Origin of the sequence: Enterococcus sp. 12F9_DIV0723, from assembly GCF_002174375.1 — a bacterium.
Taxonomy (GTDB): Bacteria; Bacillota; Bacilli; order Lactobacillales; family Enterococcaceae; genus Enterococcus_A; species Enterococcus_A gilvus.
Map to the genome: position 1 here is coordinate 262,044 of NZ_NIBK01000002.1, position 25,895 is coordinate 287,938.

Consider the following 25,895-nt stretch of genomic DNA (forward strand, 5'->3'; position numbering starts at 1 on the left):
ATTCTTTAAATTATAAAATAATATTAATATATATTTTTAATATATGGATTTTATTAATATTATTTTTAGAAGGAGTGGTTATAGTGGATAGGGAAGTGAAGATAAAGAAGTCTGTTATTTTGTTAATCGTTTTACTTTTAAATACGTTTGTTGGTCCTATCGTTGCGATTGCAGAAACATCTTCCGCACAACCGATAGAGAAATTAACTATACGTAAATTAGAAATAAGCCCAGCAACAGATGGGGAACAGTACGCAGAGGTTCAAGTGGGAGCAGCTGTCGATAACCCGACGGATCAAGAGAAAACTTTCGTCCTGTCGTTGAGCGAGCCGGTTGAATTGATCAACGACGCTCAAAAAGAATTTTCAACGCTCTTATCTGAGGATAAGAAACAGGTGACGATTCACGCACAACCGAAAACGACGGTGGGAGGAAATATCCGTCTTCGCGTGAACAAAGGGGAAAACGAACGTTCATTTAAGGTTCATTCTGCGGATCAAGAGCAAGAGGTGACGATTCCACCACTGACGAGCGCTCAAAGTACGTCCTCTTCAAAAGAACCAACGAAAGAATCGTCAGAGTCAACGACCGTAACGTCCGCAAGCACAAGTGAACAAACAACTACGACCAGCATCACGACTCAAGAGAGCAGCAAGGAGAAAGAGAAATCTGTTGCTAGCAAGAAGGCAGCAACGTTAGCTGAAAGAGAACCGGTAGATATCAAAACGTTGTTTGAAGCAGATGAAAAATTTTTGTCTGATGTAAAAATCGAGGTTTTCAATGGCAATGTTCCGATCGATTACGAGCACGAAACCGTTCCCTCTGACGCCACCATAAAACTCTCTTACAATTGGGAAATCCCGCAACGTCTGATCGACGATAAGCTGATCAAAGGCGGGGATTATTACGAGACGAAGCTGCCAGATAATCTAAAGGTGAGAGCTCAAAGCGGAGAATTAAAAAACAGCTCCGGGGTTGTTTATGGGAATTACACCATTAGTGCAGACGGCAAGGTGCGCTGGACATTTAACCAAAAAGTCGAGCAGGAAAATGACATCTCAGGAACACTGTTTTATGCGGAACAATTAAAAGAGGAAAACAATGCGGGAGAAACAACGATCAAAGTTCCTCTCGATGAAGGGACTAAAGAGATCAAAGTCACCGTTCGGCCAAATGGCGGCAACTCAATAAGCAAATTAGGCACCAAAGGGTCAGACAATCGCTCAATTCGCTGGGATGTCTCCATTAATACGAATTTGAATGTATTAAAAAATGCCACGGTGACGGACCCTCTGCCGGAAGGGTTGAACTTAGCAGATTTAAAAATCTATCCTCAAGAAATAAATCTAAAGGGAGAGGTCGTAAATGTAGGGACCACTCCTTTAGTTGAAGGAACCGACTACACACGTGAAGGAAATGTCGTCACGTTCATCGGCAACTATGCGGAGACAGCAAAATCTTTCAAGCTGGTCTATCAAACGACAGTCGATGAGAATAAAATCCCCTACGAAGGCGGGGAGCTTTCCTTCAAAAATACAGCAACAGTAACCAACGGAACAGATGTAAAATCGGCAGATGCGCAAGTGAAGCTCCAATTTGGAAAGCTCATTTCTAAATCGAATGGCGTAAGAGATACCACCGAAAACGGACAGGTTTACAAATGGAAAATCGCGTACAATCAAGGATATAAAAAGCTTCCCGCGGGGTCGTATGTGAAGGACACCCTTGTAGGAGATTATGCAGAGTTTGTCAAAGGGTCTGTTGTTGTAAAAACAGTAAGTGGGACAACTTTAGTCGAAGGAACCGATTATTCCCTTGTTTTTGATGGAAAATCAATGACAGTCACCTTCTTAAAAGAAGTCTCTACAGCCATCACCATTGACTACAAAACAAAACTGACCGTTATCGTTGACGATAATTTTGATGGAAGCACGTTAAAAAACGAGGTCATCACAGATGGCGGATATAAAGGATCTGGTAGTGGAACGATTGAAAAAAATGGTGTCGTTAAGGACGCTTCTGTGGATTATCAAAATCGAAAAATCAATTGGAAGATCACGGTCAATCGCTTCAACTATGACATGCTTAACTGGAAGTTAGAAGACACGATGTCTGAGGGGCTGGTCTTCAATAAAGAGAGCTTCAAGATTTTCGAACAAGGCTCAAAGACACCCTTGCACCTTGGCGTTGATTATGAATTTGTTGGAGAACCCACAGATAAAAAATTCAATGTTCAATTCATCGGGGCTTTGGCTGACCCCGGGACCAATAAAACCTATGTGATCAGCTACGCGACCGATTTTGCCAGAGAACAAGAGAAATTTACCAACACGGCTGTTTCAAAGTGGAAGGATGCGGATGGCAAGGATCATCAAAATACCGGGAAAAAAGATCAAACAGTTACGAAAAATTACGTGGTGGACGCTTCAAAAGGCGGGGAATACAATGCGCAAACGAAGCGGATCAAGTGGACAACGATCGTTAATTACAATCAACAAACGCTAAAAAACGCGACTATCAGCGACCCGATCCTCGGAGAGCAAACCTATGTACCGAACAGCGCCAAATTATATGAAGTTACCATCAATCCTGATGGCTCCATAAAACTTGGAACAGAAGTGGCAAACGCAGCCGCGGAATCGGCGAAGACCGTCTCTGCGAATCTGCCAGATGGCTCAACCAAAGCGTATGCGCTGGTCTTCGAGACAAGTCTTGAAGGGTCATTGATCACAGACAAGCCATATTTGAATAAGGCAACTTTTCAAAATGATGGCAAAAGCAAGACAGTGGAAGCCTCTGTCAAGGCATCAAATGGGGGAAGCTACGCTGTAAAATCAGGGGAACAAGACAGCGGAAATATGAATTATGTGAACTGGTCAGTCGTGATCAACCCTTCGCAATCCACCCTGGATGATGTGGTCATCACGGATGAGCCTTCAGTAAATCAAGTGATCGACCAAGCATCTATAAAGATTTTTGAAACCGTCATAGATGCGGCAGGCAATATTTCAAAAAATACGAATAAAACGTTAGAACAAGGAAAAGACTATTCTGTCGATGTACAGACGGACAATGAAACCGGCAAACAAGTAGCGACGATCAAACTGCTGAAAACGATCAACACGGCGTATATGCTAGAATACCGGTCATTAATCAATTCAAGTCTCTTGACGGATGAAGTCACGAATAAGATTTCGATCAAGGGAATGAATGAAAAAACGATTCAACAGGAAACGACTACTAAACAAAAAGTGATTGTTTCTGGTGGAAGTGCACAGGGCTCAGCGGCTTCTGTTACACTCGTCAAAATCGACAAGAACAAAGGCGAAAATGCACCTCTAGCTGGAGCAAAACTGGAACTATGGACCCGAGATGAGAAAGGAAACAAGGCACAACTCGTTCGTTCAGGAACCACGGATGAAAAAGGAGAGCTGAAATTTGGAAACTTGCGTGCAAACTACGATTATTTGCTGATTGAGACGCAGGCACCAGATGGTTTTACAGTCAGCCAAGAGCTGCGGGATGGAAAAGTCGTGAGATTTAATCCAGACACCGAGACGGCACAATTTGCGGAAATGTTCGTTGAAAACGATCTTCCGAGAATTTCGTTTAAGAAGGTCGATGGAGAGACTAAGAAGGGGTTGTCGGGAGCCGTCTTCGCGATCAAGAATGCGAAGGGCGACTATTACAATGGAGTCACTGCCGCTAACAAAGTCCAATGGGTCAGCAGTGAAGACAAGATCTCCGAAGAAGTGGCGAAGTCACTAACTTCTGACGCAACAGGAACGGTGACCGTTACAGGCCTAAAGGAAGGAACCTATTCAATAAAGGAAATTTCCGCACCTCATGGCTACGATCGAGTGACGCAGGAACAGTCTTTTGAACTTATTAACGATCAAGGGGTCATAAAATTAACGCAGCCCATTCAAGATATCGCCAATGAAAAAACGCAGTACGTCAATGTGCCGATCAAAAAGATTTGGGATGATGCCAATAACCAAGATGGTAAACGACCAGAAAAGATTGCAGTTACGCTGGTAGCCAATGGAAAGCCAACCAAAAAAACACTGACAGTCACTGCTTCCGCCAACTGGTCAGGAGCGTTTGAAAACTTAGAAAAGTACGATGAGGCAAAAAAAGAAATACTATATTCGGTCAAGGAATCGGACGTTCCAGACTATGAACTAACCAGCATCTCTCCCGATGGAAAGGGTGGGTTTGAGGTCACCAATTCCCATAAAGCTGAAGTAATCTCAGTTCAAGGAAAAAAAGTATGGGACGATGCCGATAACCAAGATGGTAAGCGGCCAGAAAAAATCACGGTAAATCTTTTTGCAGATGGTAAGTTTGAACAGTCTAAGGACGTATCCGAAAAAACCAACTGGGCATATGAATTTATCAATTTGCCTAAATTCAAGGATGGCAAAGAAATCAATTATAGCGTGAAGGAAAGCTCTGTGACAGATTATACGACGACAATTACGGATTTCACGATTACGAATAAGTATGTACCAGGAAAAACCAGTGTCTCTGCAACCAAACACTGGGACGATTCCGATAATCAAGATGGACTGCGCCCAGAAAAAATTCACCTCCAATTGTATGGAGATGGATTGAAAGTCGGGAAAGAAGTGGCGCTGAGCCAAGAGAATGACTGGTCAACTACCTGGAACGATTTACCCGTAAAATCGAAGGGCAAAGAAATTCAGTATACCGTTGGTGAAGTTGGAACGATCAACGGGTATAAAGGAACCGTAGAGGAAATAGCAAAAGGGACTTTCGCCCTCACCAATTCCCATACTCCTGAAACAACACAAGTTACTGGAACAAAAACTTGGAAAGATAAGAACAATCAGGACGGGCTTCGACCTGCGTCGATTCATATTCGATTATTAGCCGATGGAAAAGAAGTTGCCGAAAAAGAGGTTCGCGCTGAAACGGGCTGGACATACCAATTTACAGATCTTCCGAAGTATCAGGATGGCAAGAAAATAAGCTACGCCATTCAGGAAGATCGCGTTTCTCATTACAGCACGACGGTCAACGGCTTCGATCTAATAAATAGCTATACACCTAAAAGAACAAGTATCAATGTTTTGAAAGTGTGGGACGATTTTGGAGATCAGGAGGGGCTTCGACCAGAGCGCATCCGTGTTCAATTGTTCGCTGACGGAAAACAAATGGACAAGGAATTGGTTTTGACCAAAGCGACAAACTGGCAGGGAGATTTTTCAGACCTGCCGTTAAGCAGTCAGGGAAAAACAATTCACTATACGATTAAAGAAGTTTCCATCAAGAGCTATAAAGCAACAATCACTGGAAATCAGGATCAAGGCTATGTTTTAACAAATACACATGTGCCTCCTGCTCCTTCCTCACCTAAAAATCACGGGGGAGGCGGCCATTCATTTAAAGGAGACAACAGTGCAACCAACTATAAAACAAGTCTTCCTAGAACAGGAGAAAAGGGATCGCGTACTCTTCTAATCCTGGGTCTGGTGCTCGTTGTAGCAGCAGGGATATTTCGTTACCGGATACGAGCTAAAAAGAGTTAATCCTACGTTTCTTTTTAAGAATAAAAATTGAGGTCAAGAACGTATATAAGCGTTGTGAAAGCTAGGAATGATCCTTTTAAAAAAACAAAGTCGGTCCCTGTCCCATTCAACAGATTACTGATGAATGGGACTTTTTTAAGGAGAGAAAAGAAATGATTTTAATGTTAACCAGAAATGTAAACAAGGAAGAGACCCTCAAGTCGCTATTGGAGACGCTAGGCTATGATGTCTTTTGTTCGGCTCATTTATTGAGTGCACTACTAAATAGAAAAAAAGAGACAGACATACTCCACTTTTTTCCCATTCTCTTTCTCAGCGAGACAATTTTTGAAAGTGAAGTCGAGCAAGTCATAAAGCTGCTGGGAGATGCCCCGCAGTTTATCGTTAGAATAACAAATAATGTGTCAGACGTACCAAAAAGAACAAGCGACGAACGGGTGTATCAGCTTCCCGTTTCGGTTGGTTTGGAAGAGCTGCGCGATACCTTGGATACAATGTACGTAGCTCGTTCGCAGCAGAATTATGAAGCCAAGGGGGCAAGAATATCTTTGAGTACTTTGGAAAAGAAAATTGTCCGTCAATTGTACGATACCTTTCCTGAAACGGTCACACGTGAGTATTTGATTTTGCAGCTTTGGGGAGACGAGGAGACCACAAAATCGAGATTGTCCAGCCTGTCAAATTGTGTCCATAGTATAAATAACAAATTTGAGCAAATCTATCCGTTGGAAGACGAAAAAGCCGTCCGAACCATTTGGCGGAAAGGCTATTATTTAGACGAAACAATCTATTCCGCCATAGAAGAAGGCCGTTTGACCATTATGTAAGTCATAGAAGGAGCTTCGTTTGGTTTAAAAGTCGTATCTCAAAATCTCCGAGATACGACTTTTTTCTATGCCATCAAATGACGACAAAAGTTTATCACACACAAGATGGAATTGTAAGTACCACATCGTGTTCACTCCAAAATATAGAAGGAAAGTAATTTATGGAGAACTGAGAAAAGATATCGGAAGGATTTTACGCAAGCTTTGTGAGATGAAAGAAGTAGAAATCATCGAAGCGCACGTAATGCCAGATCATATCTACATGTTAGTAAGAATTCCACCTAAAATAAGCATTTCCTACTTCATGGGATTTTTAAAAGGAAGAAGTGCAACGCTGATTCATGAACAGCATGGAAACTTGGTCTATAAATATGGAAATAAAAGTTTTTGGTCAAAAGGGTATTACGTAAGTACAGTGGGTTTAAATCAAAAAACAATCGCAAAATATATAAGAGAGCAAGAATCAGATGATCGTATTCGAGATAGTAAAAGCAAAAGAGAATACGTCGATCCATTCAAGGATAAGAAAAAGAAATAAAGTAGCGAGAGTTGAGCGGTTGGCGGTCTCTTAGAAAGCTCCATTTATGGAGTACGTGAGCGAGGACCTCTTCTAGAGGTGTTAAAAATTCACCCATTCTCACGGCTGGATGGGTTATTCTGAACCTAATACACGCATAGCCAACCGATCATATAGTCTGGGTATGAGCTTCGTGAATTAAGTAGAGTTTATAGAAGATTCTTACAGCAGAAGTGATAAATGTACGAAACGAACGAATGCAATTAACCTGTACGGTCGTATATATAATGAAAAAAAGATTAAAAATAAAAGATAAAGATGTTATAATTGATTCACTTATTCTGTTAGGAGGTCAAATTATGATTGCGTTCACCAAAAGCAAATGCAAGGTAGCGGTGGTACAAGCTGCCCCAGTGCTATTTGATAAAGAAAAAACGATTGATAAAACAATCCAATTGATACAAGAAGCGGGGAAAAAAGAGGCAGATCTAATTGTGTTTCCTGAAGCATTTATTCCGTGTTATCCTAGAGGATTTTCGTATGGGTTCGTTGTCGGAAGCAGAACGATGGAAGGCAGAGAGGACTGGAAACTCCTATACGATCATTCTGTAGTCGTTCCTAGTGCAGATACTGAAAGAATCGGCGAGGCCGCGAAGGAGGCCAATGCGTATGTTGCGATTGGCATCAATGAGAAAGACCCTAAAAATTGTACGCTGTATTGTAGCTTTCTTATCTTTAGCCCAGAAGGGAAAATCGTTTCTAAGCATCGAAAAATGAAACCTACTGGCACGGAGCGTTGCATTTGGGGAGATGGCAATGAGGGCGCTATTTCCACTGTCGATACAGACTTTGGAACGATTGGCGGGCTGATTTGCTGGGAAAACTATATGCCATTGGCTAGAGCTGCGTTGTATCAAAAAGGGGTATCGATCTACTTGGCACCTACGGCAGACAATCGAGAAGAATGGCAGCATACGATGCAGCACATCGCAATGGAGGGGCGTTGTTTCGTGATTGGGTGTAATCAGTATGTCACAAAATCTCATTACCCAGAAGGCCTGCATTATCGGAGTGAATTAGACCATTTGCCTGAAGATTTGTGTCCTGGAGGAAGTTGTATTGTCAGTCCTTTTGGGAAGTATCTCGTGGACCCTGTGTGGTCTCAAGAAACCATTCTCTACCAAGAATTGGATATGGAACAAGTTCCACTTAGCAGAATGGACTTCGATTCGACGGGGCACTATTCACGTCCTGATATCTTTCACTTGGAAGTCAAAGAAAACTAACGATTTTTTTTTTAAAAGTATAAATAAACGTCTGATTGCTCTATTAATAGAAGCAACCAGACGTTTTTAGATGAACTAATGACAGAAACAGCGAGTTTCTGACAAATAGTTTGGCTATTTACAGAGGGTGTAGTGGATTCTTTATGCCTTTTCTGGAGGATAGACACTCAGTCATAAATCACCCAATAATGAACGAGTTCGGGGGATAATTGCTCCTCGGAATAGGTGGTCAACGAATGGTTCTTCAGGGAATTATCACTGGGATCTAGCAGTCGAAAGCCGCGATCACTGACATGGGTCAAGACGAGGGTATGACCAATCGTTGTGAACATGCCGGGCTTCGCTGCAGCAAGAACCGGGATGTCCTTCTCTAAATACGGGCGCGCGTTTTGAATATCTGTGCCCAAATCCTTATAGGTATACTTATTTTTTTCCGCAAAATCCTTATAGATCGACCATGAGGTGCCTTGATCCGTGAAGTAGTTATTTTTACTCCAGTTTAGAATGGTCTCAGGAGAAATTTCCTTGTTCTTTATCCGCGAATCAATGATGGCCAACGCGTCAAGCGTGCAGCCGTTCATCGCAACGGTCGGGGCTTCGTCTCCCCAGCCATAAGATACATTCGCCCAGCGCTCATCCGTTTGCAGCAAAAGCCAGTGCGTCAATTTTTCTTTTTTTAACAGCTCTCTGACCTTTAAGGAATAGGCCCGTTGAGGCTGCAACATCAGCTCGTCTTTTTCAGCTAAATCCTTTTTAAGAAGGGCATTTTCCTTCTTCGCGCTACGTGCATGGGCTTCAAGAGTGTTCTTCTTTTGATGCTCCATGAGTGCTAAAGAAAAAAGAAAGACATTCAGTAAAAAGAGGATCAAAATGACTTTTACCGGTTTCTTTAAGCGACGCCTCTTTTTGAAAAGCGTACTGAGGACGTTCATTTTCTCCTTGATCATTAAAAAACTTCCTTCACAAAGTTTTGTTACGAATTCGTAACGCAATTGTAACATTTGAGAAATCTTTTAGCAATATAAAAAATATTCTATTCGAAGAATTTTTCTTCTAGCAATTGATCAAGGGAAGAGGAATGTCTTGAATTTTATTACAACTATAGGAAAAGTCCGCTTCATGGCATCATTTCCTCATTATGCGCTCTCGCGTTGATAATTTTCTTATTTTCAATAGGCAATTGATGAATATATGACCAATCAATCTACTTTCCTTTTAAAATCCGCTATTATTTCTAATATATACTAGGTATAATTAGAGGGGATTTTTATAAAGTAGGGGTGATTTTAATCGAGAAGGTAGCGGATGTTGTTTTGGGTATACTAGAGTCATTGAAGAAGGTGCCCTTTCCCAACCGATTGTTTTTCTTGCTGTCATTGATTTTTGGGCTGATGATGGTAAACATCGTTCCGCCGTTACAGGCACCGGATGAGGTGGGGCATTTCATTAAGGCGTATTCATTTTCAGAATTCAAGGTACGTCCAGAAGCCTTCAAGGAGAAGCTGGGAAAAGAGGAGAGTACGTGGGGGAATTTTGGTTTCGAAGTGCCTTACACAATAAAAAGTATGAACTCCTATGCAGTAGATATGAATGGGAAAAAAGAAAAATTCCCCTATTTTTACGAAGGTGTGGACAAGGACAAGATTGAAAAGGGTGAGAAAGCCTTTATTGGGACTGGCGGGATCCCAAATTACTATTTCGTCAATTATATTCCTCAAATAATGGGAATAGCCGTCGGAAAAGCGTTAGACAAGCCGATGATTTGGCAATACTATGCCCCGCACGGTACGCAAATTTATTCGGCTATATCTTGATTATGTTTTTTGTCATCTGGAAATTTCGCTTTTCTAAGCTGGGGGCTGCCGTCCTGGCGTTAAACCCAATGGCGCTTTTTCTAGCATCGTCAACATCAGGAGATGCGATGATCATTTCAATGAGCTTCCTGTTCATCTCTTGGCTGACGGGTCTGATCGGAAAAGAACGACTATCGAATATGCAGCTTTTGATCAGCGCGTTATTAATGATCACGCTCGTTCTGCTGAAGCCTACGTTGATTGTCTTAGGAATGCTTTTCTTTTTGATTCCCAATAGGTCCTTCAGTATTAAAAGGAAGGCCGTGTGGGGAATCATCATTTTTGCAGCGTGTATTTTGTGTTATGTTATCTGGAATAAAATGATGATCGATCAACAGCTTCTTTACCGAGATTTCGGGAATCCAGACAAGCAATTGGCGCAATTTCTAAAAGACCCATCGATTTTCTTTGAGAACGTACGAAAAAACTATTTATTTGGGGTGAAGGGAGACAGTATTGTCTATTCCTTTGTTGGGAAATTTGGACTATTAGATGCGCCGATGGGGCTGCATTGGATCGTACTGTATTTTTCAAGCCTCATTTTAGGTTCTTTAGTCCAAGAGAAAGACGGGCAATCCTTGATCGTTTACCAGCGAGTCCTTTTATGTGTGCTGATGGCTCTTTACACGCTGCTCACATTCTTCGCCTTGTATCAAATTTGGAACAAAGTGGGAAGAACAGCCTCAATTGAAGGCCTGCAAGGAAGATACTTTATCCCAATCAGTTTGGTAGTTGTCCCTTTGTTTTCAAGCAAAGAGGCGGTGTTGACTATCAAACCAATGAAGATGAACATTGCTGTCTCTCTATTTTTGGTCCTCGTTTTGATCGCTGCAATCGTCACGCTGACCGGTCGTTATCCAGCGGCTATGTAAATTAAAGTCATTAAATTGCCGCAGCACTCTTTAAGAACCTCGCCATGGAGCGAAAAGAAGCCCTACTCTTCACCGAGTGGGGCTTTCGTGTTTCTAGCATTCGAAAGCTTCGGAAATTACGAGTAACAAATTTCCCTAAAAAAGAAAAGTAATCACAACCCCTTAATGAAACGATATAATAGTTGTAAATCCCTTTATATCAAGGATGCAAGAGATGCTTGATAGGCTTTTTTACAGGAATTTGATAGGGTAAATTCAAGGAGGCAAGTAAATGACCATCGGGGAAAAGCTTCAAAGTAAACGGAAGGAACTCGATTTAACACAGGGGGAAGTGGCTGAAAAACTGTATGTGTCACGGCAGGCGGTATCGAATTGGGAGCTGGGGAAGAATTACCCAGACTTGGAGACGATCGTCGCGATCAGCGAGCTTTACCAGATTTCTTTAGATATTTTGTTAAAAGAAGATCAACACGTGGTGAAGGGAGTCAAGAAAACAATGAATAGAAAATTTTTGGGCATGGCCTTTTATTTAGTGACGCTACTGAGCATGGGGATTTGTGTGCTGGTGAATGTGCTTTTGAATCGCGCGCTTACGTGGTCGTTGATCGTCGTACTTTCATTAGTGACCGCAGATGCCTTGGTGTATTTTTTTGCCAAGAGGAACCGTTGGCATCCTTATCTATTGATGGGCGGCGGTAGTCTGCTACTGCTCGCTTTTTTAGGCTTGCTAGATGTCACGTTGCAGCAATCCGACTATATCCAAGGGTCCTTTTTCGTGGGGATAGCATTTCCCGTAAGCCTTCTTTGGCTGGTGCTGATTTGGAGTGTGGTTTTTATTCAAAAGAGAATGAAATGGTCTCTTTACTATTCCTTCTCGCTCTTTTTCTTACTCGGGATCGTGGTAGGATTTCTGACGAACCTTTTCGTCCACAGTGAGCCGCTGTGGTTCAGCACGCTCACCAGTGCCATCCCGTGCGTTATTTTATCCGCATTGTTTTACGTTCTAGGAAGTTATTTTGACAAAACAAGAAGCCTTTAATCAGAGCAGGGAGTCGAGCGTTTGACGAGGTTTTGCTCAGGGTTTAAGGAAAATAAAAATGGACAGCGCCCTATTCATGTGGGAGCTGTCCATTTTTTCAGCAGATTTTGATGTTCAGAAAAACATTTTAGCTTTAAAATATCTCTTGATAAGGGGGAACAGCAAAGAACACACTCGCTGACTCTCTAATCCACCTTAGAATAAATCAACGGTTTTGAAACACCTTCTGAGTTTTCCTTCGTCGTAAAGGAATAGAACTGTATCTCATTCTGAGACAACTGCTTGAGATTATAGCGGAAATCAGCGATTTTTAGAGGGGTTAGTATCCAATGATCGTGTGAGGAGACATAGTCTGCCCCTTTCAGTTCAACGGTTCCATCCTCGTTGGGGGCCTTCTCGTTTGTTTTCACAACCACAGGGACGCCCTCGATCTGCTTGAATTCAATGGTTTGAGCGATCTCTTCTGACCGCCATTTTCCTGAAAATTGTGCCAAAAATACGGTGGGATCACCGGGATCTTCTGGAGGGATGACAGAGGAAGCGACACTCGAAAGGATCGTTTCTGTTGTCGTTTTATCGGCTGATTCTTTTTGTGGCGGGAGCAGCAAGAGGGCGATCAAAACCAACAGAAATAATCCTATTAAACGTTTCTTTCTATACGTGCCCATAAAAAGCTCCCTTCGCCGTAAAGTATCCTTTAGTTTCAGTATAGTATAAACGCCAAATCATGGATAGACGAATAAGCTGTCAAATGCCCTTGGAGTCTCACTTGTCAGCCCACCCAGAGCATCGAAATCAGTTATGCATTTTAAGCATATGTTTGACATTGAGTGCAAACATTCTAGTGATTTCACGGAAGTTTGACATTGAGTGCAAACATTCTAGTGATTTCACGGAAGTTTGACATTGAGTGCAAACATTCTAGTGATTTCACGGAAGTTTGACATTGAGTACAAACATACTGGCAATATCACGAAAGTTTGACATTGAGTATAAACATACTGGCAATTTCACGAAAGTATGACATTCAGTACAAACATTACGAGGAAATTTGTAAAAAGAATTGTAGGTCATTTTGAGACAGTTACCGAACAGAGGATGGAATCATCGAGCTCCTTAATTTCAGTGATTTTATTCCATGAAAATGCGGAAAAAACACATTCTAACAGCCCTTCAGAGTCGCTATTTCTCCAAAGAAAGGTACTGTGAGAGCGTGTCTGTCAGTTCTTTTCGGACGAGGTCTTGGATGCGGATGGGCTGGATGATTTTCAGGTGCTTGCCAAAGGACAGCAGGTATCTGATCAGCCATTCTTGGTCGGGTAGTTGGGTGGAGACGACCGCCGTGCCCTCTTTTTGCAAGGCGATGTCTGCATGATCAAATTCATCGAACACGCGATACAAGATGTCTTTAGAAAACAACAGGGTCAAAGAAATAGTCTCTTCTTTCCGACTGAGGGCAGGGATTTCAGGCGGCACCATCGGGTCGAAGGTCTCATCGAGAAGCTGCAATGAGTGCATGCGGCTGATTTTGAACATCCGAAATTCATTTTTGTTCAGGCAAAAGGCTTGCAAGTACCAGGTTTGTGATTTGAAGAGCAATTTTAAGGGCTTGCAGACTCTTTTCGTGTGTTGATTGTAGGAATTTAGATAATCGAAGGTGATTTTCCTTCTATTTAAGATACTTGATTTGAGACTGTCGAAGGTGTCTTCCTTTTTCTCTTGATACCACGGGGAAAAGTCGATGTCTAACCAACTCTCATAGGAGAGATTGAACAGGGACTGCAATTTTAAATAGGAGCTGTCGCTTTCCTCTGGGACAATCGTTTTTATGCTTGTCAGTGCCAGCAGCAAATGCTCCTGTTCCTTTTTTGACAGTAACACATTGTCCAATACAAAGTGATCCATCAGGTAAATCCCGCCATTTCTGCCAGTATCTGCACAGATGGGGATGCCGAGAGCGCTGAGGGTATCGATGTCTCTAAAAATAGTCCGCGTCGACACTTCAAACAGAGCCGCCAGCTCTTTTGAGGTCGTTCGTTTTGTATTTAAAAGGTGATAAATAATTCCAAATAGGCGCTCGTTCGTCATTTCCGATTCTCCTCCAAAAGTTTTCGCTAAATGATGACAAAAGGTGTCATAGTATCTATAGTACTATTTAACCATAGTCGTGAGGAGGAATTGACATGAAGTTTTCGATTTTTGATACGGTACGCACGAACAATTTCAAGGATGCAGCGATTCAGGAAAAAATTATCGGTCTTTGGCAGCGAAATGCGTCTGCTATTGCTCAGGCGAAGGAACAAGGCAAAACAATCGTGGCGGTGTACCATGAGTACGAAAGTGATTATAAGGGCGATTATTCTGTCTCGATCGGCACAGAGACGGAGACAGCGCCTGTTTTCGATACATCGAACTATCGCTGGAAGGAATATGCCGTGGATGCCTCGGACGAATTTGGCATCCTAAATACATGGAAGCAAATATGGGCAGAAGAAGACGCCCAGACACTCCACCGCGCATATGGGTTCGATTATGAAGCCTACGCACCCACTGGGGAACAGGCGATTTTCATAGGAATTCTCTAGTTTCCGACTCAGTACCCCGCTCAGATCACTCAGGCAACGAAAATCCAGCCGCCAAGGAAAGTCACAGGCGGACAGCCCTTGAAATCATCCCAGCACGAGAATCCCCCTGCGTATACGCAGGGGGATCATTGGCGTCTCGTCATGGATCACGCCCATTGATCGAGCTTTTGCTTGAAAAACTGAATAGCAGATCTAGAAACTGTATAGATTTGAGGACACCTTATAAAGTCTTCTTTGATAAAGTATTACACTCGATTTGACAATCTTAGAATAAAAAAAGTACCTATCGAAAAATAGGCACTAATCAGAGTAATAGGTGTTATTGTTCTGTATTATCTACTGCTGGCAATTCAGGCTCCACAGAATCGTGTGGATTTTCCAACGACTCGTCGTCTTCATCATCTTCTACTTGCGGCTCTAGTAGTGGAACCGGCTCGAAATCAGAAGGAGGCACGATTTCTTCATCTGAAGTTTCCCCAGAACCTTCGACAGCAGGAGTTTCAAAATACGTGGTAGTGTCAGCCTGTGGCTCCTCGTAATAAAACTCTTGATAGGCGCTCTCTGTTGGAATACTTGCACTCGGTGGAATTAAAGTTGGCGCTTGAGTTATCGAGGTGCTGATCTTAGTAATCAAAATATCTCCCACGTTGATCTGGTCGATGTGATTAATGTTATTTGCCGAAGCGAATACTGTGAGGTCTAGATTCAAGGCTTCAGCGATGGCGGACAATGTGTCTCCTGACTGAACCGTGTATTGACCAGAATCGTCAATATCATTTTTGATTTGTTCAACTGAACGTGGTTGCCAAGCGGAAGCATCGGCTACATCAGTGCCATAAAGAACCCCTAAAGTGAGTGAACCTAAAAGTGAAATACCCAATAAAAACGTTTTATACTTTTTCATACTCTACCTCCATTACGTTGATTTAATTAAAACCATGCAGCTTATGAAACGAATCGTACATATCCCATAGGTTAAGTTTATCAGATTTTATCGCGATAACGGTCATTATAATAAGTATTAATTAGATAATATGAGTAAAAATCAAATTTTCTCTTTTTTATCAATATGAACGTCAGAGTCTAGCAACCTATCGAATTATTCGGTTAATGCAACCTATCGGAATATCGTAGAAGAAATTAAAAACAGCCGGACACTTTTATGAGTGACCGGCTGTTTATTTCGTCAGATAAATGCAGTAGTAATTAATTCCAATACGCCTAGAAATCCCGAAATGAAAGCTCGGAGGAGTCTATTTTTTATTTTTGACGTGTGGTATTGATTCAAAGAAAAGCCATAACTACAAAGTATGATAAAAAGTAAAAAGATAGCAATCATGAGAACGTTCATTTCCCCAACTCCTTTCAATGATCGTAAGCGAAGCAGGGGGAGTTGTAAAGGGTATTTGAGGTCTGTTTTGAAAGAAGAAACTACAGGAATCGTGTAGTCTATAAACGACATGGTGTAGCAAAAGAGTATAAGAGCGTATTCTCAATTTACATTGTAGTGATTTTCGTTTGAATGCTCAAAGTTTCCATCGCTTGTTTCCACCACAATACCGTCAGAATAAACTTTCAAAAACCCGAGAGTGCCAGAACCACCATCTTCCTTCATGCTAACGCTAGTGGCTTTGATTTTTCTATACGCACCATTTCTATCGGATGAAGATCCAAGATCAGCATATACACTATCATCCGTTTGGTATTTTTCTTGCATAATTTTCTTAGCTTCTTCATAGGTTGGAGCGTCAGTAGTATTTGAAGTGAGTGATGGATCAAATTCGATTACTTGATATTGGTCTACGTTTGAATGAGGCTGAAATGCAAGTGCTATATGCCCGTTGTTCATGTAATACGCGTATACTCTTGTATCGTTTTCATTAAAAGGATAAAAAAATTCTTTAGTTGCCGCATCAGCGACAGTATCCAGTTTTAGTTCAGTATTCACTTTAACGATTTTCACAGAAGAATGTTCGTTTACTTTCAATGATTTGGTAGGTATCGTAATGGGAACAAGTAACGCAGATTGTGTTTGCTGAAAGTTTGGAGAATTATAAGTTAGTTCAATGCCATCATTTGATTTACCTGTAACCAGATGAAATTTTATAGTTCCGTAAGTGCCGCTAGCTTCAGGATACCCATTAAAAGTAACGCTATAGGACGTCTCATTAGTTTGTTGTTCGTTCTTAACAGAAGTTGATGAGTCCGTAGTATCTATGGAACTATCACTAGACCGATCTGTACTAGAAGTGTTCACACCCCCGTTTTGGCCGGAAGAAGAAGGAGCATTTCCCAGAATGCTAAGAAAAAAAGCACCGACTAACATTAGGATTATTAAACTCAATAGCAGGACCGTCCATTTTAATCGTGTGTTTTTCTTTATCATTTGATTTTGATTTCTTTGCATAATTAACCCCACCCTAAAAAAACTTTATAATTATTATACTGCAACAGCTTGCAACGAACGAATAAATAACGGAAATTGATCTAAGGTTTTATCGGAATAAAAGGGTAGAAGAGTGTGGGGAAATCTGCGAAGGGAAAGAAGAAACTAAAAACCACAGCGCGCTACAGAACATCGAGTATTCTCTTGGAGAAAGTGAACAAAAAGAAGTCTGATTTGTTCTGTAAGCCAACGAAATAATGCAGCTAATAATTCTAAATTTTCAGTTTTGTTGTTTTTGTTTATAAAATTTGCTGGACAAGTACTAATCACAATACTTTAGATAAAAGTCTTCGATTTTTTCTTGAAATTCTTTTGTAGAAATGGTTCCTCGTAAATCAAAGTTGTAAACATCTCCATCAGTAAACTTAATTTGATTTTTATAGGATAATTTTTCGGATTCTTGTTTATAGCAGCCCACGTCTTCAAATTCAGCCCAGGTTTTTGTTTTAAATTCTTTCGTATTAAAATTATAAAATTGCATTCCTTTAATATCCATATAGAAAATAATTCCTTGATGTTTCATTAAAAAAAGTAAGTCGCTAAGACCTTGAAAGAAAAAAATACTGGAAATTCGGAATGCCACAACTATTAATAGTAAAATCGGTATAAAATTCCAAAGGGTTATTGTATTAAAAATCAAGAGAATACTTGCTAAAGTATCCTTCTTGAATAGGCCATAAAGTAAATAAATGCCGTAACTGACACCAGCGATAATGCCACCCATTATGGATGAGCCAAATAGCAACATTTTAAACATATCCAGTGTAGTGATTTGAAGTTTTAAAAAGTTATCGTTCACTTCCATAGCCATTGTCCTAACCATTTTTTTAATTTTTTGTGAATTCAAGCATCCGAAAATTTATCTACACTAATAGTATATAAATTTTTTGAAAGAATGACTATAGTTTTTCACATGTATTAGGTAAGAATGATACTGACTTAGGTTCGGAAAGATGGACGCGAGGATATTTCTTGTTGTTCCCTTGTTATAATAGAAGAAAAAGATAGCAAGAAAGGAGGACTCACTCATGAAGGAAGAAAGGATTAGGCACTATTTCTCTATGTGGGTCACGAGAGATTTTACATCTCTAGATTCGTATTTTTCTAAGGATATCATTTACCGTGAATGTTATGGAGCAGTCTATGCGGGTATAGAAGAAATCCATCTATGGATCAATGAAATGGTACAGAAGCAGGTTGTTTTAAAGTGGGAGATAAAGGATATTTTTCAAGTAAGTGAAGACCGCTTCTTTGTAAGATGGTATTTTGAGGCAAGAGAGGAACAACTTTATTCCTTTGATGGCGTATCAATGATTCGGTTTGATGGAAACACTATCCAAGAAATAGAAGAGTATGAAGCGACGCATGAAACGTTTAGACCCTGCAAAATCACTGGAAAAGAGTGATTCCCCATAACGCCCAGGAACTTTTTGTCCCATAGGAGTCACTAGAAAAGCAATCGCTTTCCAACAGTGTTTTATTTCCTTCATTTTGTGTTTTTTGCTATTATTAGTGGGCATCACACGAACGGATGTTGAAGAACGAAAAAGGGCTGTGCCTCAGAGAATTCCTTACCATTAAGGAAGGGATCATCGGGGGATATTGGCGGCTCTTGTCACCCTCTTCTTCATCAAAAGGAGGAAAATATGACGATTCAAAAACGAGCCAACGCAGCCATCGGGTTAACGATCCTTGTTGCGGTATTATTTCTAGTGTTGCCCATGACGCCGCTTGCAAGTGTTATGAAGGCTATCGGCTTTTTATTCAATGCACTTTTCGCAGGACTTATTGGTTATTTCTTTTTAAAGGATGATTTTATTCAGCAATTTAAGCACTTCAAATTCAAGACGCTCTTATACGGCATTCCGCTGACGATCCTTACAGGCATTGCGTTCGGACTGCTTTTCCATACGATCGCAGGAAAACCAACGACCAATAGTATCGATTCATCAATCTCCCTCGTCTTCATTTTGACGCAGATTCCATTCATGCTGATGGGGGAAGAGCTGATCTCGACGAACTTGCTGATCGCGTTTGAAAAGAAGGGCCTGTCATTTGCTGTTTCGTCAGTACTCGTCGCACTGCTGTTTGCCTTCTGGCACGTCACGGCCTATGGCTTCCATCCGCTGCAATTACTGCTGACACTGGCGCCGCTTCGTCTGGTCCTGAACTTTTTATGGAAACGGTCCAGCTCCGTGTGGGTATCTTGGATCTGTCATTTTCTTTACGACATGATCAGCTTGTTGCCGATGGCGTTTAAGTAAAAATCAAGAATACACAAAAAGGCTCAAACGGTCCTGCCGTTTGAGCTTTTTTAAACTTCTCTGGTCCATGAATCTAAAACGTGAACTCCCGCATGAAGGCAGAGGAGAGTCGAATGGTGGCGAAGGCCAAGAGCGTTCCTGTTATTGCCGCAAGGAGCAACGCATAGAGAAGAGGGTGCTTTCGCGTTGTTTTTTTCAGTAAATAATAGCTGATTAAAAACGGGATCAGGTAAGAAAAGAGAATGATCCGTGAGTGATCCAAAGTGATTGAAATAGTGGTCGTTTGCATGAGAGCGCTCCTTTTTTGTGAGAATGGCGAAAATCAACGGTTATCGAGGCGGTAATAGTCGGTAGTACATGAGGTGCAGAAAAAGACTCACAATCAGGAGTCTTTCCGAAGCTGGTCTCTATCTTTCAAGTTGTTGGAAATGGTGATTCCTGTAATCATTCCACAAGCAGCCATCGCAATCCACCAAATGGCTACAATAGGCAATACACGCCGTATTTTCAAGTTCATCACCCCTCATTTCAGTATGCCGTATTAAGCGGGGATGGACAAGGGGGATTAAGCCTTTGAGACAGAATAATTGGGAAGTAGGAAGTGTGTGATGGAGAGAACTGTAGAGAAAAAAGTCACTGAATATTTCGTTTGATCTTTCTGAAAAGGAAAACGGCTAACGGAATCGGTAGTTCGATCAAAGCAATTGGAACGAATGAGTGGTAATCCGTTGAACGCTCACAAAAAAGAGAAAGGTTAGTGCTACCAAGCTGATATATTCACTGAAAAATTTATAAAGAGTCATTTGTTCGACCTTTCTTTTTAAGGGAATCATATATTTGAAGGAAACAGTATCAGGGAAGGTGCGGTATTTGGGGGTATCAAGTAAAAAAATGAACTAGATAAACTAGCTCGTTTCAGGTGAACGATCTTTCTTAATTTTAAATATAGCGCTCACAATTAATAAAGATGTAGAAAAGCCTTTTGCAAATTCTAGAAATGAGTTGTCCTGAATGTTGCCTAGAAAAAAGCACAGCACTGTTAGAGCAATAGAAAATTTAAAAAAAGCGTGATAGTTTTTAATCAAATCAACAACTCCTTTTCTTTTTAGTATATCAAATGAAATAAGGCTTAAGCAATGGAATTAGAGAGTGAAAAAGTAACAATAATCACGTTAGTTAGTAACCGGAGAAACTAGTGCCAGGGAAGGTGCGGTATTTGGGGCTATAGCAGAGTTTTGAATAATAAGTAAACAGTCAAAAATTGCCTGCTCACTTATTATTCAGTTCCCAAATCCTATTTTTTAAAACCTACAGCAACACGATTTGTACCTGTGTTAGAACTAAGAAAAACATTAATCACGTGCCCGTCTTTTGGAAAGTACCCTTCTTTTTCTTTATTGCTGTTAAACTCTTTAAGGGAATAAAGAACAATATGATCAAACTGCATGTAGCTCACCTCTTTCTTGTTCAAAATATAAAATAAATTTTAATGTATATGAAGAAAAAGAGCAATGTGGATTTTTAAATAATTCTGTAAGTGGAGAAACTAGCGTCAGAAAAGCGTGGTGTTTGGAGGCATTAAGTAAATAAAAGTGCCATCAAAAGTGATAGCTCTGTAGTGATCCCAAAAAGCCCCTTTGACTGAACTTTATTATTTAACTTCAAACAATCACTTCTACAAAATTTTATCCTATTCATAATTTTAAAAAAGTCAGTTACTGGAAGAAACAGCATCCGAGAAGGTGCTATTTTTAAGCATCAATGACTTTTGAATAATAAAAATCACCCCATAAGCGCACGAGATAATTAATGGAAGATGAGCACCAATCATCTATGGAAGCACGGTAGATATAACTATTGCTGCTAGATACCCTATGATCAGACAGGCGATCCATAGTACGTTTTTTTTAAAAGGGAGGTTTTGTTTTTCATAACGAGACATCCTTTCGCTTGCTTAGTAGCTAGTAGCTAAAGTATATATTGGCTAATTGAAAATTACTAGATTGGAAATGAAGTTACCGAGGAATTAGTTTTTTAATGGAAGCTAGGTTTAAAAGTTATCCAAATGCGATGTCGGAATAATCTATCAACGAGAAGCTGAAGAAGACTTCTGAGAATCAAAAGTATTTTAGCAGCATAGTTAGGATCGTGATAGCTGTTAAAGGGAGGAATAATAGAAAAAAAGCAAAAAAAAAAGCTACTGAAATCAGTAGTTATACTAAGAAGCAATGTTCAGTTTTTTAATCGCTTGTTCGATGGTGACGCCAATCGCAAACTTTTGAGGGGTATTTTTATCGTAAGCAAGGAATCTATTCAGTTTAGTATTTAACACTACACAGAGGCGACGATTATCTGTTTTGATACTGTTCATCTTTTCACCTTCTTTCTATTTTTATAATACTAAATGAATGTTAATGAACCGTTAAGGAAATGTAAAAAACGTATCAAGATAGTCAAGCAACCGCGGATATTCCTATCAATACGATCACGAAAAATAGAAAGCTGCTTTATCGGGAAATGCAAATACGGAGCATATCTTCAGGTAGGGCGTCGGTTACATCGAAAACGATCGCTCTATTTTTTGAAAAAGTCCCGGTATCAAGAAACAAGGATCTTCCAGTCTCAACTAACGTCGTTTGGGAGCAACAAAAAGAACCAGTCCTTTTACGAGGGACGGGTTCTTTTTAGAAAGGACCAATTAGACCATAAGCCGAAGAAACCCAGGGTCAGGAAGAGGTTGTTCTTTTTGTTAATTGGGTCAATCCACCTCTATTTTTTGTAAAATCTCCGCAAGCAGCGAAAGTCCTTCGTCTATTTTTGAAGCGTCAGAAGGATCAGTTTCGTCTAGTATTTTTTTAAATAGCTCATACCGTGCGTCATTTATCTGCTGGAATAGGGCACGCCCTTTGTCCGTAAGTGATATTTCACGGATTCGTCGATCGGCACTATTATAAGTGGTCGTTAAGAGCCCTTGTTTTTCAAATTTATCAATTTGTCTGCTTGTCGAAGAGTGGTTTTTCCCCACTTGCTTCGCTAGATCCCCGATATTTATAGTCTTAGCGATACCCACACGAACAATGATCGGTAATAAATTTTGATCTCCTTTTATTCCTGCCTTTCGTAATAGGTCCATATCGTGTTTGGGGTCGTTGAAAAAAGTGACTATTTGAAAAAGGGATTTAAAAATTTCATTCTCCATGCTGGTAATTATAGCATAATCTGTTTATAATAAACGTGTGCAAGTTGCACATTTATCTAGATTTAGGAAAGATGATACAAATGAAAAATAAAATTGGAATTATTTTAGGCAGCAATCGACCGAATAGAATTGGCGGAGATGTAGCGAACTGGGTCAAAAAGGCGATGGAACACGCTGACTTGGAGATTGATATTATTGATTTAGCAGAAGTGAACCTTCCATTTTTAGATGAACCAACTATTCCAGCTATGAGAAATTATCAGAACGAGCATACGAAGGCCTGGAGCGAAGAGATTCAGCAGTATGACGGTTTCGTTTTACTGTTTCCGCAATATAATTGGGGCTATCCGGCGGTAATAAAAAATGCGTTGGATTATCTTTATACTGAGTGGAGCCACAAACCGGTGAGCATTATGGTCTATGGCGGGCACGGCGGATTCCAAGGATTGATTTCCATGAAATTAGTGACTCAGGGCTTAAATATGTACAATATGTCAGTCAATCCTCCGTTGACGATCACCAAAGAAATGTTCGATGAAAACAACCAGTTTATTGACATCGATCGTTCTTTTGAAACTATCAAGCCGCAAGTTGCGATGGTCTCTGAGGAATTTGTCCAACTCTTTTCTGTAAAAAAAGGCGGTGCTTCATGAGAAAAATGATTTCAGTCGTGTGCTTAATTATCGCCGCCATTTGTTTAGGGCTTTCTATGTTCAATGTTGTTTTTGAGAAGCACGAACGAACGGACGAAAAAAGACACGAAGCCTTTGTCCAAGAAAAAGCAGGGGATACGGTTGTTTCGGATATCGTCCATAAGACTCAGGAAGATAATGAAAGAAATAGAACAATAAGAAAAGTCGTGCTGATCCTTGTGGGTACCAGCAGCGCTGCACTGGGGTTAGTTGTTCTGCCAGCACGAAGGAGCAGTGGGTGTGTTTGAGGTGTCAAAAGCCTTTATCAAATTCTAGAAATGAATTATTTGCAAAACGTGTCAACGAGCAATTGAAACGTTGAAAAAAGATTCATAATTTTTGATCAAGGCTGATACCTCCAAAAGGCACCAGATTTAGCTGGATAAAGCAGATAAAAAGGCAGCCATTTCTGACTGCCTCAACATTGATCCAGCGATTTATTTTAGCTAGACCATGAAATAGTACCAAAGATACTAAAAAACGCAACCGCGAACGGTAGAAAGTACAAAATGAATTAGAAAAAATTTTGTATACAAGGTATAGCGGGGAAAGATTAGTATGGAAAGTCCTCATACGCATAGCGATTTTTTTGAGTTAATTGACTAGATCAGTTCCGTAAGAGTTATCGATCGCGCAAAGCCACTGACCACGAATATTTCTAAAGACATACGTTGCCCGACGTTCCATTGAAAATTCTGATTTTTCTTTCGCGCTCTCGCTAGCTTCTAAAAAGGTTTGTGCGAGAACTAAAACCGTGTCACCTGCTACTAAGTAAAGCATCTTTCCTTCGACAGGCTTCATTGAATTATTGAAGTATTCAGCAATTTTGATAAAGGCTGATTTAATTTTTTCACGTCCATGAGCAACGATGCCTGGTTTGATTACAAGTATTGCATCCTCCGTATAGTAATTGATCAATTCATCGAAACGTTCTTCGTGAATCAAACGATCACAAATATCAATTATTGCTTTAATTTCTCTTTCGATGGCTTCATTTTCACTCATATTCAACGAGCACCTCCTTATAGTGTTAATGGAAAGTATAATGATTAGAATAAGAATGTCAACTCGTAAAAGATTCTATCTAAAGGTTCTTAGTAAGAAACAAGAGTATTAAAAAAGGCAGTGCGAAAGCAAGGACATAAAGGTACTTCGTTTTAGAATAGGTGTGCTCATGTTGACTATTTGCGCGCATTCGATCCCCAGAAATTAATGTTCCTGAAAGAATTAAACTCAATACCAAAGAGCCAAAACCTAAAAATTTGATTGCTGAATGAAAGTTCATGGCATAAAGCAACGCAGCAGATAGGGAACTGATTATGAACGTTGCCGCATATTTTTTCATGGGCCCACTCCTCGTAGGTTGGTTATTCAAACTGTTTTTGATTAAATAGTACCATAGAAGAGAAAACGATTTTTGAAAAAATTTAAACGAGCAGCTTTACGAATGAAGTAATTTAATGTTGAAAAAGGGAAAAGAAACGTGTAGTCGGCTTGATGCAGATCGACTGTTTTTTTCATAGCGAAAATGGTGCGGATCAAAAAATAGAGGCCGATTTATTTGAGTTACGATCAAAAGCGGCAGCGAACAAGAGATTTACACGAAGAACTGAATGATCGTTGCTATTCTCAGGAGTAGCAGGGATCGTTCTTTTTTTTGTATAAAAAACACTATTTAAAGAAATGGTAATAGTAAAAATAATGAAATGTATTCAATTTTTACGAAATTTTTTAAAGAATTGGGTATTTTATTTGTCGGATTATCGTTACCTTGAATAAGTTTTTTTATGAATGAAGAGAGTTGATGTGTTTTTATAAATCTCTGTAATGTTAGTGTTTTTACGGATTTTTAGCTTTGGTAAGCGATGTTGGGTCTCTAACCAGAAACTAAAACGATTGTTTTTTTATTTAAAAAATGTCTAACGGATAAAAAAATAAAGAATAACTATTGAAATTGGAAATTAGAATGTTACAATAACATAAAATACATAGAGCTTATCATGCGGGGGTGCATTAAAATTAGAGTGGTAATCGTGACAAAAAATATCATGAACGAGTTGGCGATGCAGCAGAAGTTGCAGAAATTAAATTATGAGGTCCTTTGCTCTACGTCGATCTTTGAAATGATCTTGAAGGATGACTATAGTTGGAGTCCGGAATTTTATCAGGTCGTCATTTTGAGTGAGACGATCACAAACAAAGAGTTAGAGGAAATCGTTCCGAAATTGAAGGAAAAAGGGAAGCCCGTGTTTAGAAAGTATCTAGACGACTTGCCATCAGGGGAACAGAAAAAATTGGCCTTTTTAGCGATTGATCAGTGGTTAAGTGAAGATACGGCGGCTAATGACTTACGGGAGTTGGTCAGCAATGAGCGTACGTCGGCCGTTGCTTCGACTCCAACTGAAGAGGAGCAGAAACCCGTCAGAAAGACCTTGGATTACATTTTAACGAACTTTACAAAATCAGAGAGAACCCTTTTCAAACTATTGTACAAATCTGAGGACTCTTTTGTGACGCGAGAGGATCTGTGCATGCAAATTTGGAGTGTGCAGCCAACGGATTCAAGACTTGCTCAAGTTTCCGTTTTAGTAAATTCGATCCGAAAAAAATTACTTAAAAAAGGCTTTTCGCCAAATACGGTAGAGACCGAATGGGGAAAAGGGTATCACCTATCAAAAGCCTTTTGTGCGAGCCATAAAGATACATAAAATAGCGCGTTGTCACTCGTCTTGTGACAACGCGCTATTTATTTTTCATTGA

At 40.3% G+C, this 25,895-nt stretch carries 26 protein-coding genes; 13 read left to right on the top strand and 13 right to left on the bottom strand.

The features are described from left to right. Positions 1-83 precede the first annotated feature (83 nt). The 4 genes from A5868_RS14430 to A5868_RS14445 all read left to right on the top strand — a co-directional run bounded on the left by A5868_RS14430 (position 84) and on the right by A5868_RS14445 (position 8,185). Entirely contained in the window at positions 84-5,555 is a 5,472-nt protein-coding gene (locus A5868_RS14430) for a Cna B-type domain-containing protein (protein ID WP_176281351.1), read from the top strand. Positions 5,556-5,707: 152 nt separating this feature from the next. Next, on the top strand, positions 5,708-6,382 hold the full coding sequence (locus A5868_RS14435) for a helix-turn-helix domain-containing protein (protein WP_086305345.1): 675 nt from the start codon (positions 5,708-5,710) through the stop codon (positions 6,380-6,382). Positions 6,383-6,449: 67 nt separating this feature from the next. Beyond that, complete coding sequence (gene tnpA, locus A5868_RS14440; RefSeq protein WP_086305346.1) at positions 6,450-6,920, top strand: IS200/IS605 family transposase; 471 nt, start codon at positions 6,450-6,452, stop codon at positions 6,918-6,920. A 338-nt stretch (positions 6,921-7,258) separates the two neighbouring features. Then, positions 7,259-8,185 (top strand): carbon-nitrogen hydrolase family protein, encoded by a 927-nt coding sequence (locus A5868_RS14445; protein WP_086305347.1) that lies wholly within the window; start codon positions 7,259-7,261, stop codon positions 8,183-8,185. A gap of 167 nt (positions 8,186-8,352) precedes the next feature. Here the strand turns inward: A5868_RS14445 and A5868_RS14450 are convergent, their stop codons facing one another. Further along, entirely contained in the window at positions 8,353-9,132 is a 780-nt protein-coding gene (locus A5868_RS14450) for a C39 family peptidase (RefSeq protein WP_176281352.1), read from the bottom strand. A 333-nt stretch (positions 9,133-9,465) separates the two neighbouring features. On the opposite strand from A5868_RS14450, the gene A5868_RS19390 reads away from it, so the two are divergent. From A5868_RS19390 to A5868_RS14460, 3 genes are all read left to right on the top strand, one after another. After that, entirely contained in the window at positions 9,466-9,999 is a 534-nt protein-coding gene (locus A5868_RS19390; RefSeq protein ID WP_254908349.1) for a DUF2142 domain-containing protein, read from the top strand. Between the two features lie 2 nt (positions 10,000-10,001). Next, a complete protein-coding gene (locus tag A5868_RS19395) occupies positions 10,002-10,910 on the top strand; it encodes a DUF2142 domain-containing protein (protein WP_254908361.1) in 909 nt (302 codons plus the stop codon). A 271-nt stretch (positions 10,911-11,181) separates the two neighbouring features. Beyond that, the gene (locus tag A5868_RS14460) at positions 11,182-11,949 is read left to right on the top strand and encodes a helix-turn-helix domain-containing protein (RefSeq protein ID WP_086305349.1); all 768 of its coding nucleotides are present in this window, start codon (positions 11,182-11,184) and stop codon (positions 11,947-11,949) included. A gap of 185 nt (positions 11,950-12,134) precedes the next feature. On the opposite strand, the gene A5868_RS14465 is transcribed toward A5868_RS14460, so the two are convergent. Then, entirely contained in the window at positions 12,135-12,617 is a 483-nt protein-coding gene (locus A5868_RS14465; RefSeq protein WP_086305350.1) for a hypothetical protein, read from the bottom strand. Between the two features lie 514 nt (positions 12,618-13,131). Next, complete coding sequence (locus A5868_RS14470; protein ID WP_086305351.1) at positions 13,132-14,037, bottom strand: helix-turn-helix transcriptional regulator; 906 nt, start codon at positions 14,035-14,037, stop codon at positions 13,132-13,134. 95 nt (positions 14,038-14,132) lie between these two features. Between A5868_RS14470 and A5868_RS14475 the strand changes: the two genes are divergently transcribed. After that, positions 14,133-14,534: a transcriptional regulator gene (locus tag A5868_RS14475; protein ID WP_086305352.1), complete on the top strand. Its 402-nt coding sequence runs from the start codon at positions 14,133-14,135 to the stop codon at positions 14,532-14,534. A gap of 319 nt (positions 14,535-14,853) precedes the next feature. On the opposite strand, the gene A5868_RS14480 is transcribed toward A5868_RS14475, so the two are convergent. The 3 genes from A5868_RS14480 to A5868_RS14490 all read right to left on the bottom strand — a co-directional run bounded on the left by A5868_RS14480 (position 14,854) and on the right by A5868_RS14490 (position 17,785). Further along, positions 14,854-15,438, bottom strand: coding sequence for a LysM peptidoglycan-binding domain-containing protein (locus A5868_RS14480; RefSeq protein WP_086305353.1), 585 nt, complete (start codon positions 15,436-15,438; stop codon positions 14,854-14,856). Between the two features lie 588 nt (positions 15,439-16,026). Continuing rightward, positions 16,027-16,941, bottom strand: a complete 915-nt coding sequence (locus tag A5868_RS14485; RefSeq protein ID WP_086305354.1) for a hypothetical protein — start codon at positions 16,939-16,941, stop codon at positions 16,027-16,029. Between the two features lie 301 nt (positions 16,942-17,242). Next, entirely contained in the window at positions 17,243-17,785 is a 543-nt protein-coding gene (locus A5868_RS14490; RefSeq protein ID WP_010778743.1) for a hypothetical protein, read from the bottom strand. A 223-nt stretch (positions 17,786-18,008) separates the two neighbouring features. Between A5868_RS14490 and A5868_RS14495 the strand changes: the two genes are divergently transcribed. Both A5868_RS14495 and A5868_RS14500 read left to right on the top strand, forming a co-directional pair. Next, on the top strand, positions 18,009-18,386 hold the full coding sequence (locus A5868_RS14495; RefSeq protein WP_010778742.1) for a nuclear transport factor 2 family protein: 378 nt from the start codon (positions 18,009-18,011) through the stop codon (positions 18,384-18,386). A 240-nt stretch (positions 18,387-18,626) separates the two neighbouring features. After that, on the top strand, positions 18,627-19,244 hold the full coding sequence (locus tag A5868_RS14500; RefSeq protein ID WP_176281353.1) for a CPBP family glutamic-type intramembrane protease: 618 nt from the start codon (positions 18,627-18,629) through the stop codon (positions 19,242-19,244). Between the two features lie 73 nt (positions 19,245-19,317). On the opposite strand, the gene A5868_RS14505 is transcribed toward A5868_RS14500, so the two are convergent. The 5 genes from A5868_RS14505 to A5868_RS14515 form a co-directional block, all read right to left on the bottom strand. Further along, positions 19,318-19,533: a hypothetical protein gene (locus A5868_RS14505; RefSeq protein WP_086305356.1), complete on the bottom strand. Its 216-nt coding sequence runs from the start codon at positions 19,531-19,533 to the stop codon at positions 19,318-19,320. A gap of 93 nt (positions 19,534-19,626) precedes the next feature. Beyond that, positions 19,627-19,761, bottom strand: a complete 135-nt coding sequence (locus tag A5868_RS19400; protein ID WP_254908351.1) for a hypothetical protein — start codon at positions 19,759-19,761, stop codon at positions 19,627-19,629. Positions 19,762-20,538: 777 nt separating this feature from the next. Continuing rightward, complete coding sequence (locus A5868_RS19095) at positions 20,539-20,691, bottom strand: hypothetical protein (RefSeq protein WP_010778737.1); 153 nt, start codon at positions 20,689-20,691, stop codon at positions 20,539-20,541. Positions 20,692-21,462: 771 nt separating this feature from the next. Continuing rightward, on the bottom strand, positions 21,463-21,615 hold the full coding sequence (locus A5868_RS19100) for a hypothetical protein (RefSeq protein WP_176281354.1): 153 nt from the start codon (positions 21,613-21,615) through the stop codon (positions 21,463-21,465). Between the two features lie 387 nt (positions 21,616-22,002). Beyond that, positions 22,003-22,377: a MarR family winged helix-turn-helix transcriptional regulator gene (locus A5868_RS14515; protein ID WP_254908352.1), complete on the bottom strand. Its 375-nt coding sequence runs from the start codon at positions 22,375-22,377 to the stop codon at positions 22,003-22,005. A gap of 146 nt (positions 22,378-22,523) precedes the next feature. Here A5868_RS14515 and A5868_RS14520 point away from each other — a divergent pair, with 146 nt between their 5' ends. Further along, the gene (locus tag A5868_RS14520; RefSeq protein WP_086305359.1) at positions 22,524-23,096 is read left to right on the top strand and encodes an NADPH-dependent FMN reductase; all 573 of its coding nucleotides are present in this window, start codon (positions 22,524-22,526) and stop codon (positions 23,094-23,096) included. After that, positions 23,093-23,383: a hypothetical protein gene (locus A5868_RS14525; RefSeq protein WP_086305360.1), complete on the top strand. Its 291-nt coding sequence runs from the start codon at positions 23,093-23,095 to the stop codon at positions 23,381-23,383. The genes A5868_RS14520 and A5868_RS14525 overlap by 4 nt, the downstream gene beginning before the upstream one ends. 346 nt (positions 23,384-23,729) lie before the next feature. On the opposite strand, the gene A5868_RS14530 is transcribed toward A5868_RS14525, so the two are convergent. Beyond that, positions 23,730-24,140 (bottom strand): YybH family protein, encoded by a 411-nt coding sequence (locus A5868_RS14530; RefSeq protein ID WP_086305361.1) that lies wholly within the window; start codon positions 24,138-24,140, stop codon positions 23,730-23,732. Between the two features lie 79 nt (positions 24,141-24,219). Then, a complete protein-coding gene (locus tag A5868_RS14535; RefSeq protein ID WP_086305362.1) occupies positions 24,220-24,480 on the bottom strand; it encodes a DUF5316 family protein in 261 nt (86 codons plus the stop codon). Between the two features lie 688 nt (positions 24,481-25,168). Between A5868_RS14535 and A5868_RS14540 the strand changes: the two genes are divergently transcribed. Further along, complete coding sequence (locus A5868_RS14540; RefSeq protein WP_254908353.1) at positions 25,169-25,843, top strand: winged helix-turn-helix domain-containing protein; 675 nt, start codon at positions 25,169-25,171, stop codon at positions 25,841-25,843. Positions 25,844-25,895 lie beyond the last annotated feature (52 nt).

What these genes read in the sequence shown, in the direction of transcription:
- A5868_RS14460 (WP_086305349.1), top strand. Translation starts at nt 11,182, where the DNA reads ATGACCATCGGGGAAAAGCTTCAAAGTAAACGGAAGGAACTCGATTTA.
- A5868_RS14480 (WP_086305353.1), bottom strand. Translation starts at nt 15,438, where the DNA reads ATGAAAAAGTATAAAACGTTTTTATTGGGTATTTCACTTTTAGGTTCA.
- A5868_RS14445 (WP_086305347.1), top strand. Translation starts at nt 7,259, where the DNA reads ATGATTGCGTTCACCAAAAGCAAATGCAAGGTAGCGGTGGTACAAGCT.
- A5868_RS19395 (WP_254908361.1), top strand. Translation starts at nt 10,002, where the DNA reads ATGTTTTTTGTCATCTGGAAATTTCGCTTTTCTAAGCTGGGGGCTGCC.
- A5868_RS14525 (WP_086305360.1), top strand. Translation starts at nt 23,093, where the DNA reads ATGAGAAAAATGATTTCAGTCGTGTGCTTAATTATCGCCGCCATTTGT.
- A5868_RS14470 (WP_086305351.1), bottom strand. Translation starts at nt 14,037, where the DNA reads ATGACGAACGAGCGCCTATTTGGAATTATTTATCACCTTTTAAATACA.
- A5868_RS14500 (WP_176281353.1), top strand. Translation starts at nt 18,627, where the DNA reads ATGACGATTCAAAAACGAGCCAACGCAGCCATCGGGTTAACGATCCTT.
- A5868_RS14435 (WP_086305345.1), top strand. Translation starts at nt 5,708, where the DNA reads ATGATTTTAATGTTAACCAGAAATGTAAACAAGGAAGAGACCCTCAAG.
- A5868_RS14520 (WP_086305359.1), top strand. Translation starts at nt 22,524, where the DNA reads ATGAAAAATAAAATTGGAATTATTTTAGGCAGCAATCGACCGAATAGA.
- A5868_RS14485 (WP_086305354.1), bottom strand. Translation starts at nt 16,941, where the DNA reads ATGCAAAGAAATCAAAATCAAATGATAAAGAAAAACACACGATTAAAA.
- A5868_RS14530 (WP_086305361.1), bottom strand. Translation starts at nt 24,140, where the DNA reads ATGAGTGAAAATGAAGCCATCGAAAGAGAAATTAAAGCAATAATTGAT.
- A5868_RS14505 (WP_086305356.1), bottom strand. Translation starts at nt 19,533, where the DNA reads ATGCAAACGACCACTATTTCAATCACTTTGGATCACTCACGGATCATT.
- A5868_RS14450 (WP_176281352.1), bottom strand. Translation starts at nt 9,132, where the DNA reads ATGATCAAGGAGAAAATGAACGTCCTCAGTACGCTTTTCAAAAAGAGG.
- A5868_RS14495 (WP_010778742.1), top strand. Translation starts at nt 18,009, where the DNA reads ATGAAGGAAGAAAGGATTAGGCACTATTTCTCTATGTGGGTCACGAGA.
- A5868_RS14515 (WP_254908352.1), bottom strand. Translation starts at nt 22,377, where the DNA reads ATGGACCTATTACGAAAGGCAGGAATAAAAGGAGATCAAAATTTATTA.
- A5868_RS19095 (WP_010778737.1), bottom strand. Translation starts at nt 20,691, where the DNA reads ATGCAGTTTGATCATATTGTTCTTTATTCCCTTAAAGAGTTTAACAGC.
- A5868_RS14475 (WP_086305352.1), top strand. Translation starts at nt 14,133, where the DNA reads ATGAAGTTTTCGATTTTTGATACGGTACGCACGAACAATTTCAAGGAT.
- A5868_RS14465 (WP_086305350.1), bottom strand. Translation starts at nt 12,617, where the DNA reads ATGGGCACGTATAGAAAGAAACGTTTAATAGGATTATTTCTGTTGGTT.
- tnpA (WP_086305346.1), top strand. Translation starts at nt 6,450, where the DNA reads ATGCCATCAAATGACGACAAAAGTTTATCACACACAAGATGGAATTGT.
- A5868_RS19400 (WP_254908351.1), bottom strand. Translation starts at nt 19,761, where the DNA reads ATGAACTTGAAAATACGGCGTGTATTGCCTATTGTAGCCATTTGGTGG.
- A5868_RS19100 (WP_176281354.1), bottom strand. Translation starts at nt 21,615, where the DNA reads ATGAACAGTATCAAAACAGATAATCGTCGCCTCTGTGTAGTGTTAAAT.
- A5868_RS14535 (WP_086305362.1), bottom strand. Translation starts at nt 24,480, where the DNA reads ATGAAAAAATATGCGGCAACGTTCATAATCAGTTCCCTATCTGCTGCG.
- A5868_RS14490 (WP_010778743.1), bottom strand. Translation starts at nt 17,785, where the DNA reads ATGGAAGTGAACGATAACTTTTTAAAACTTCAAATCACTACACTGGAT.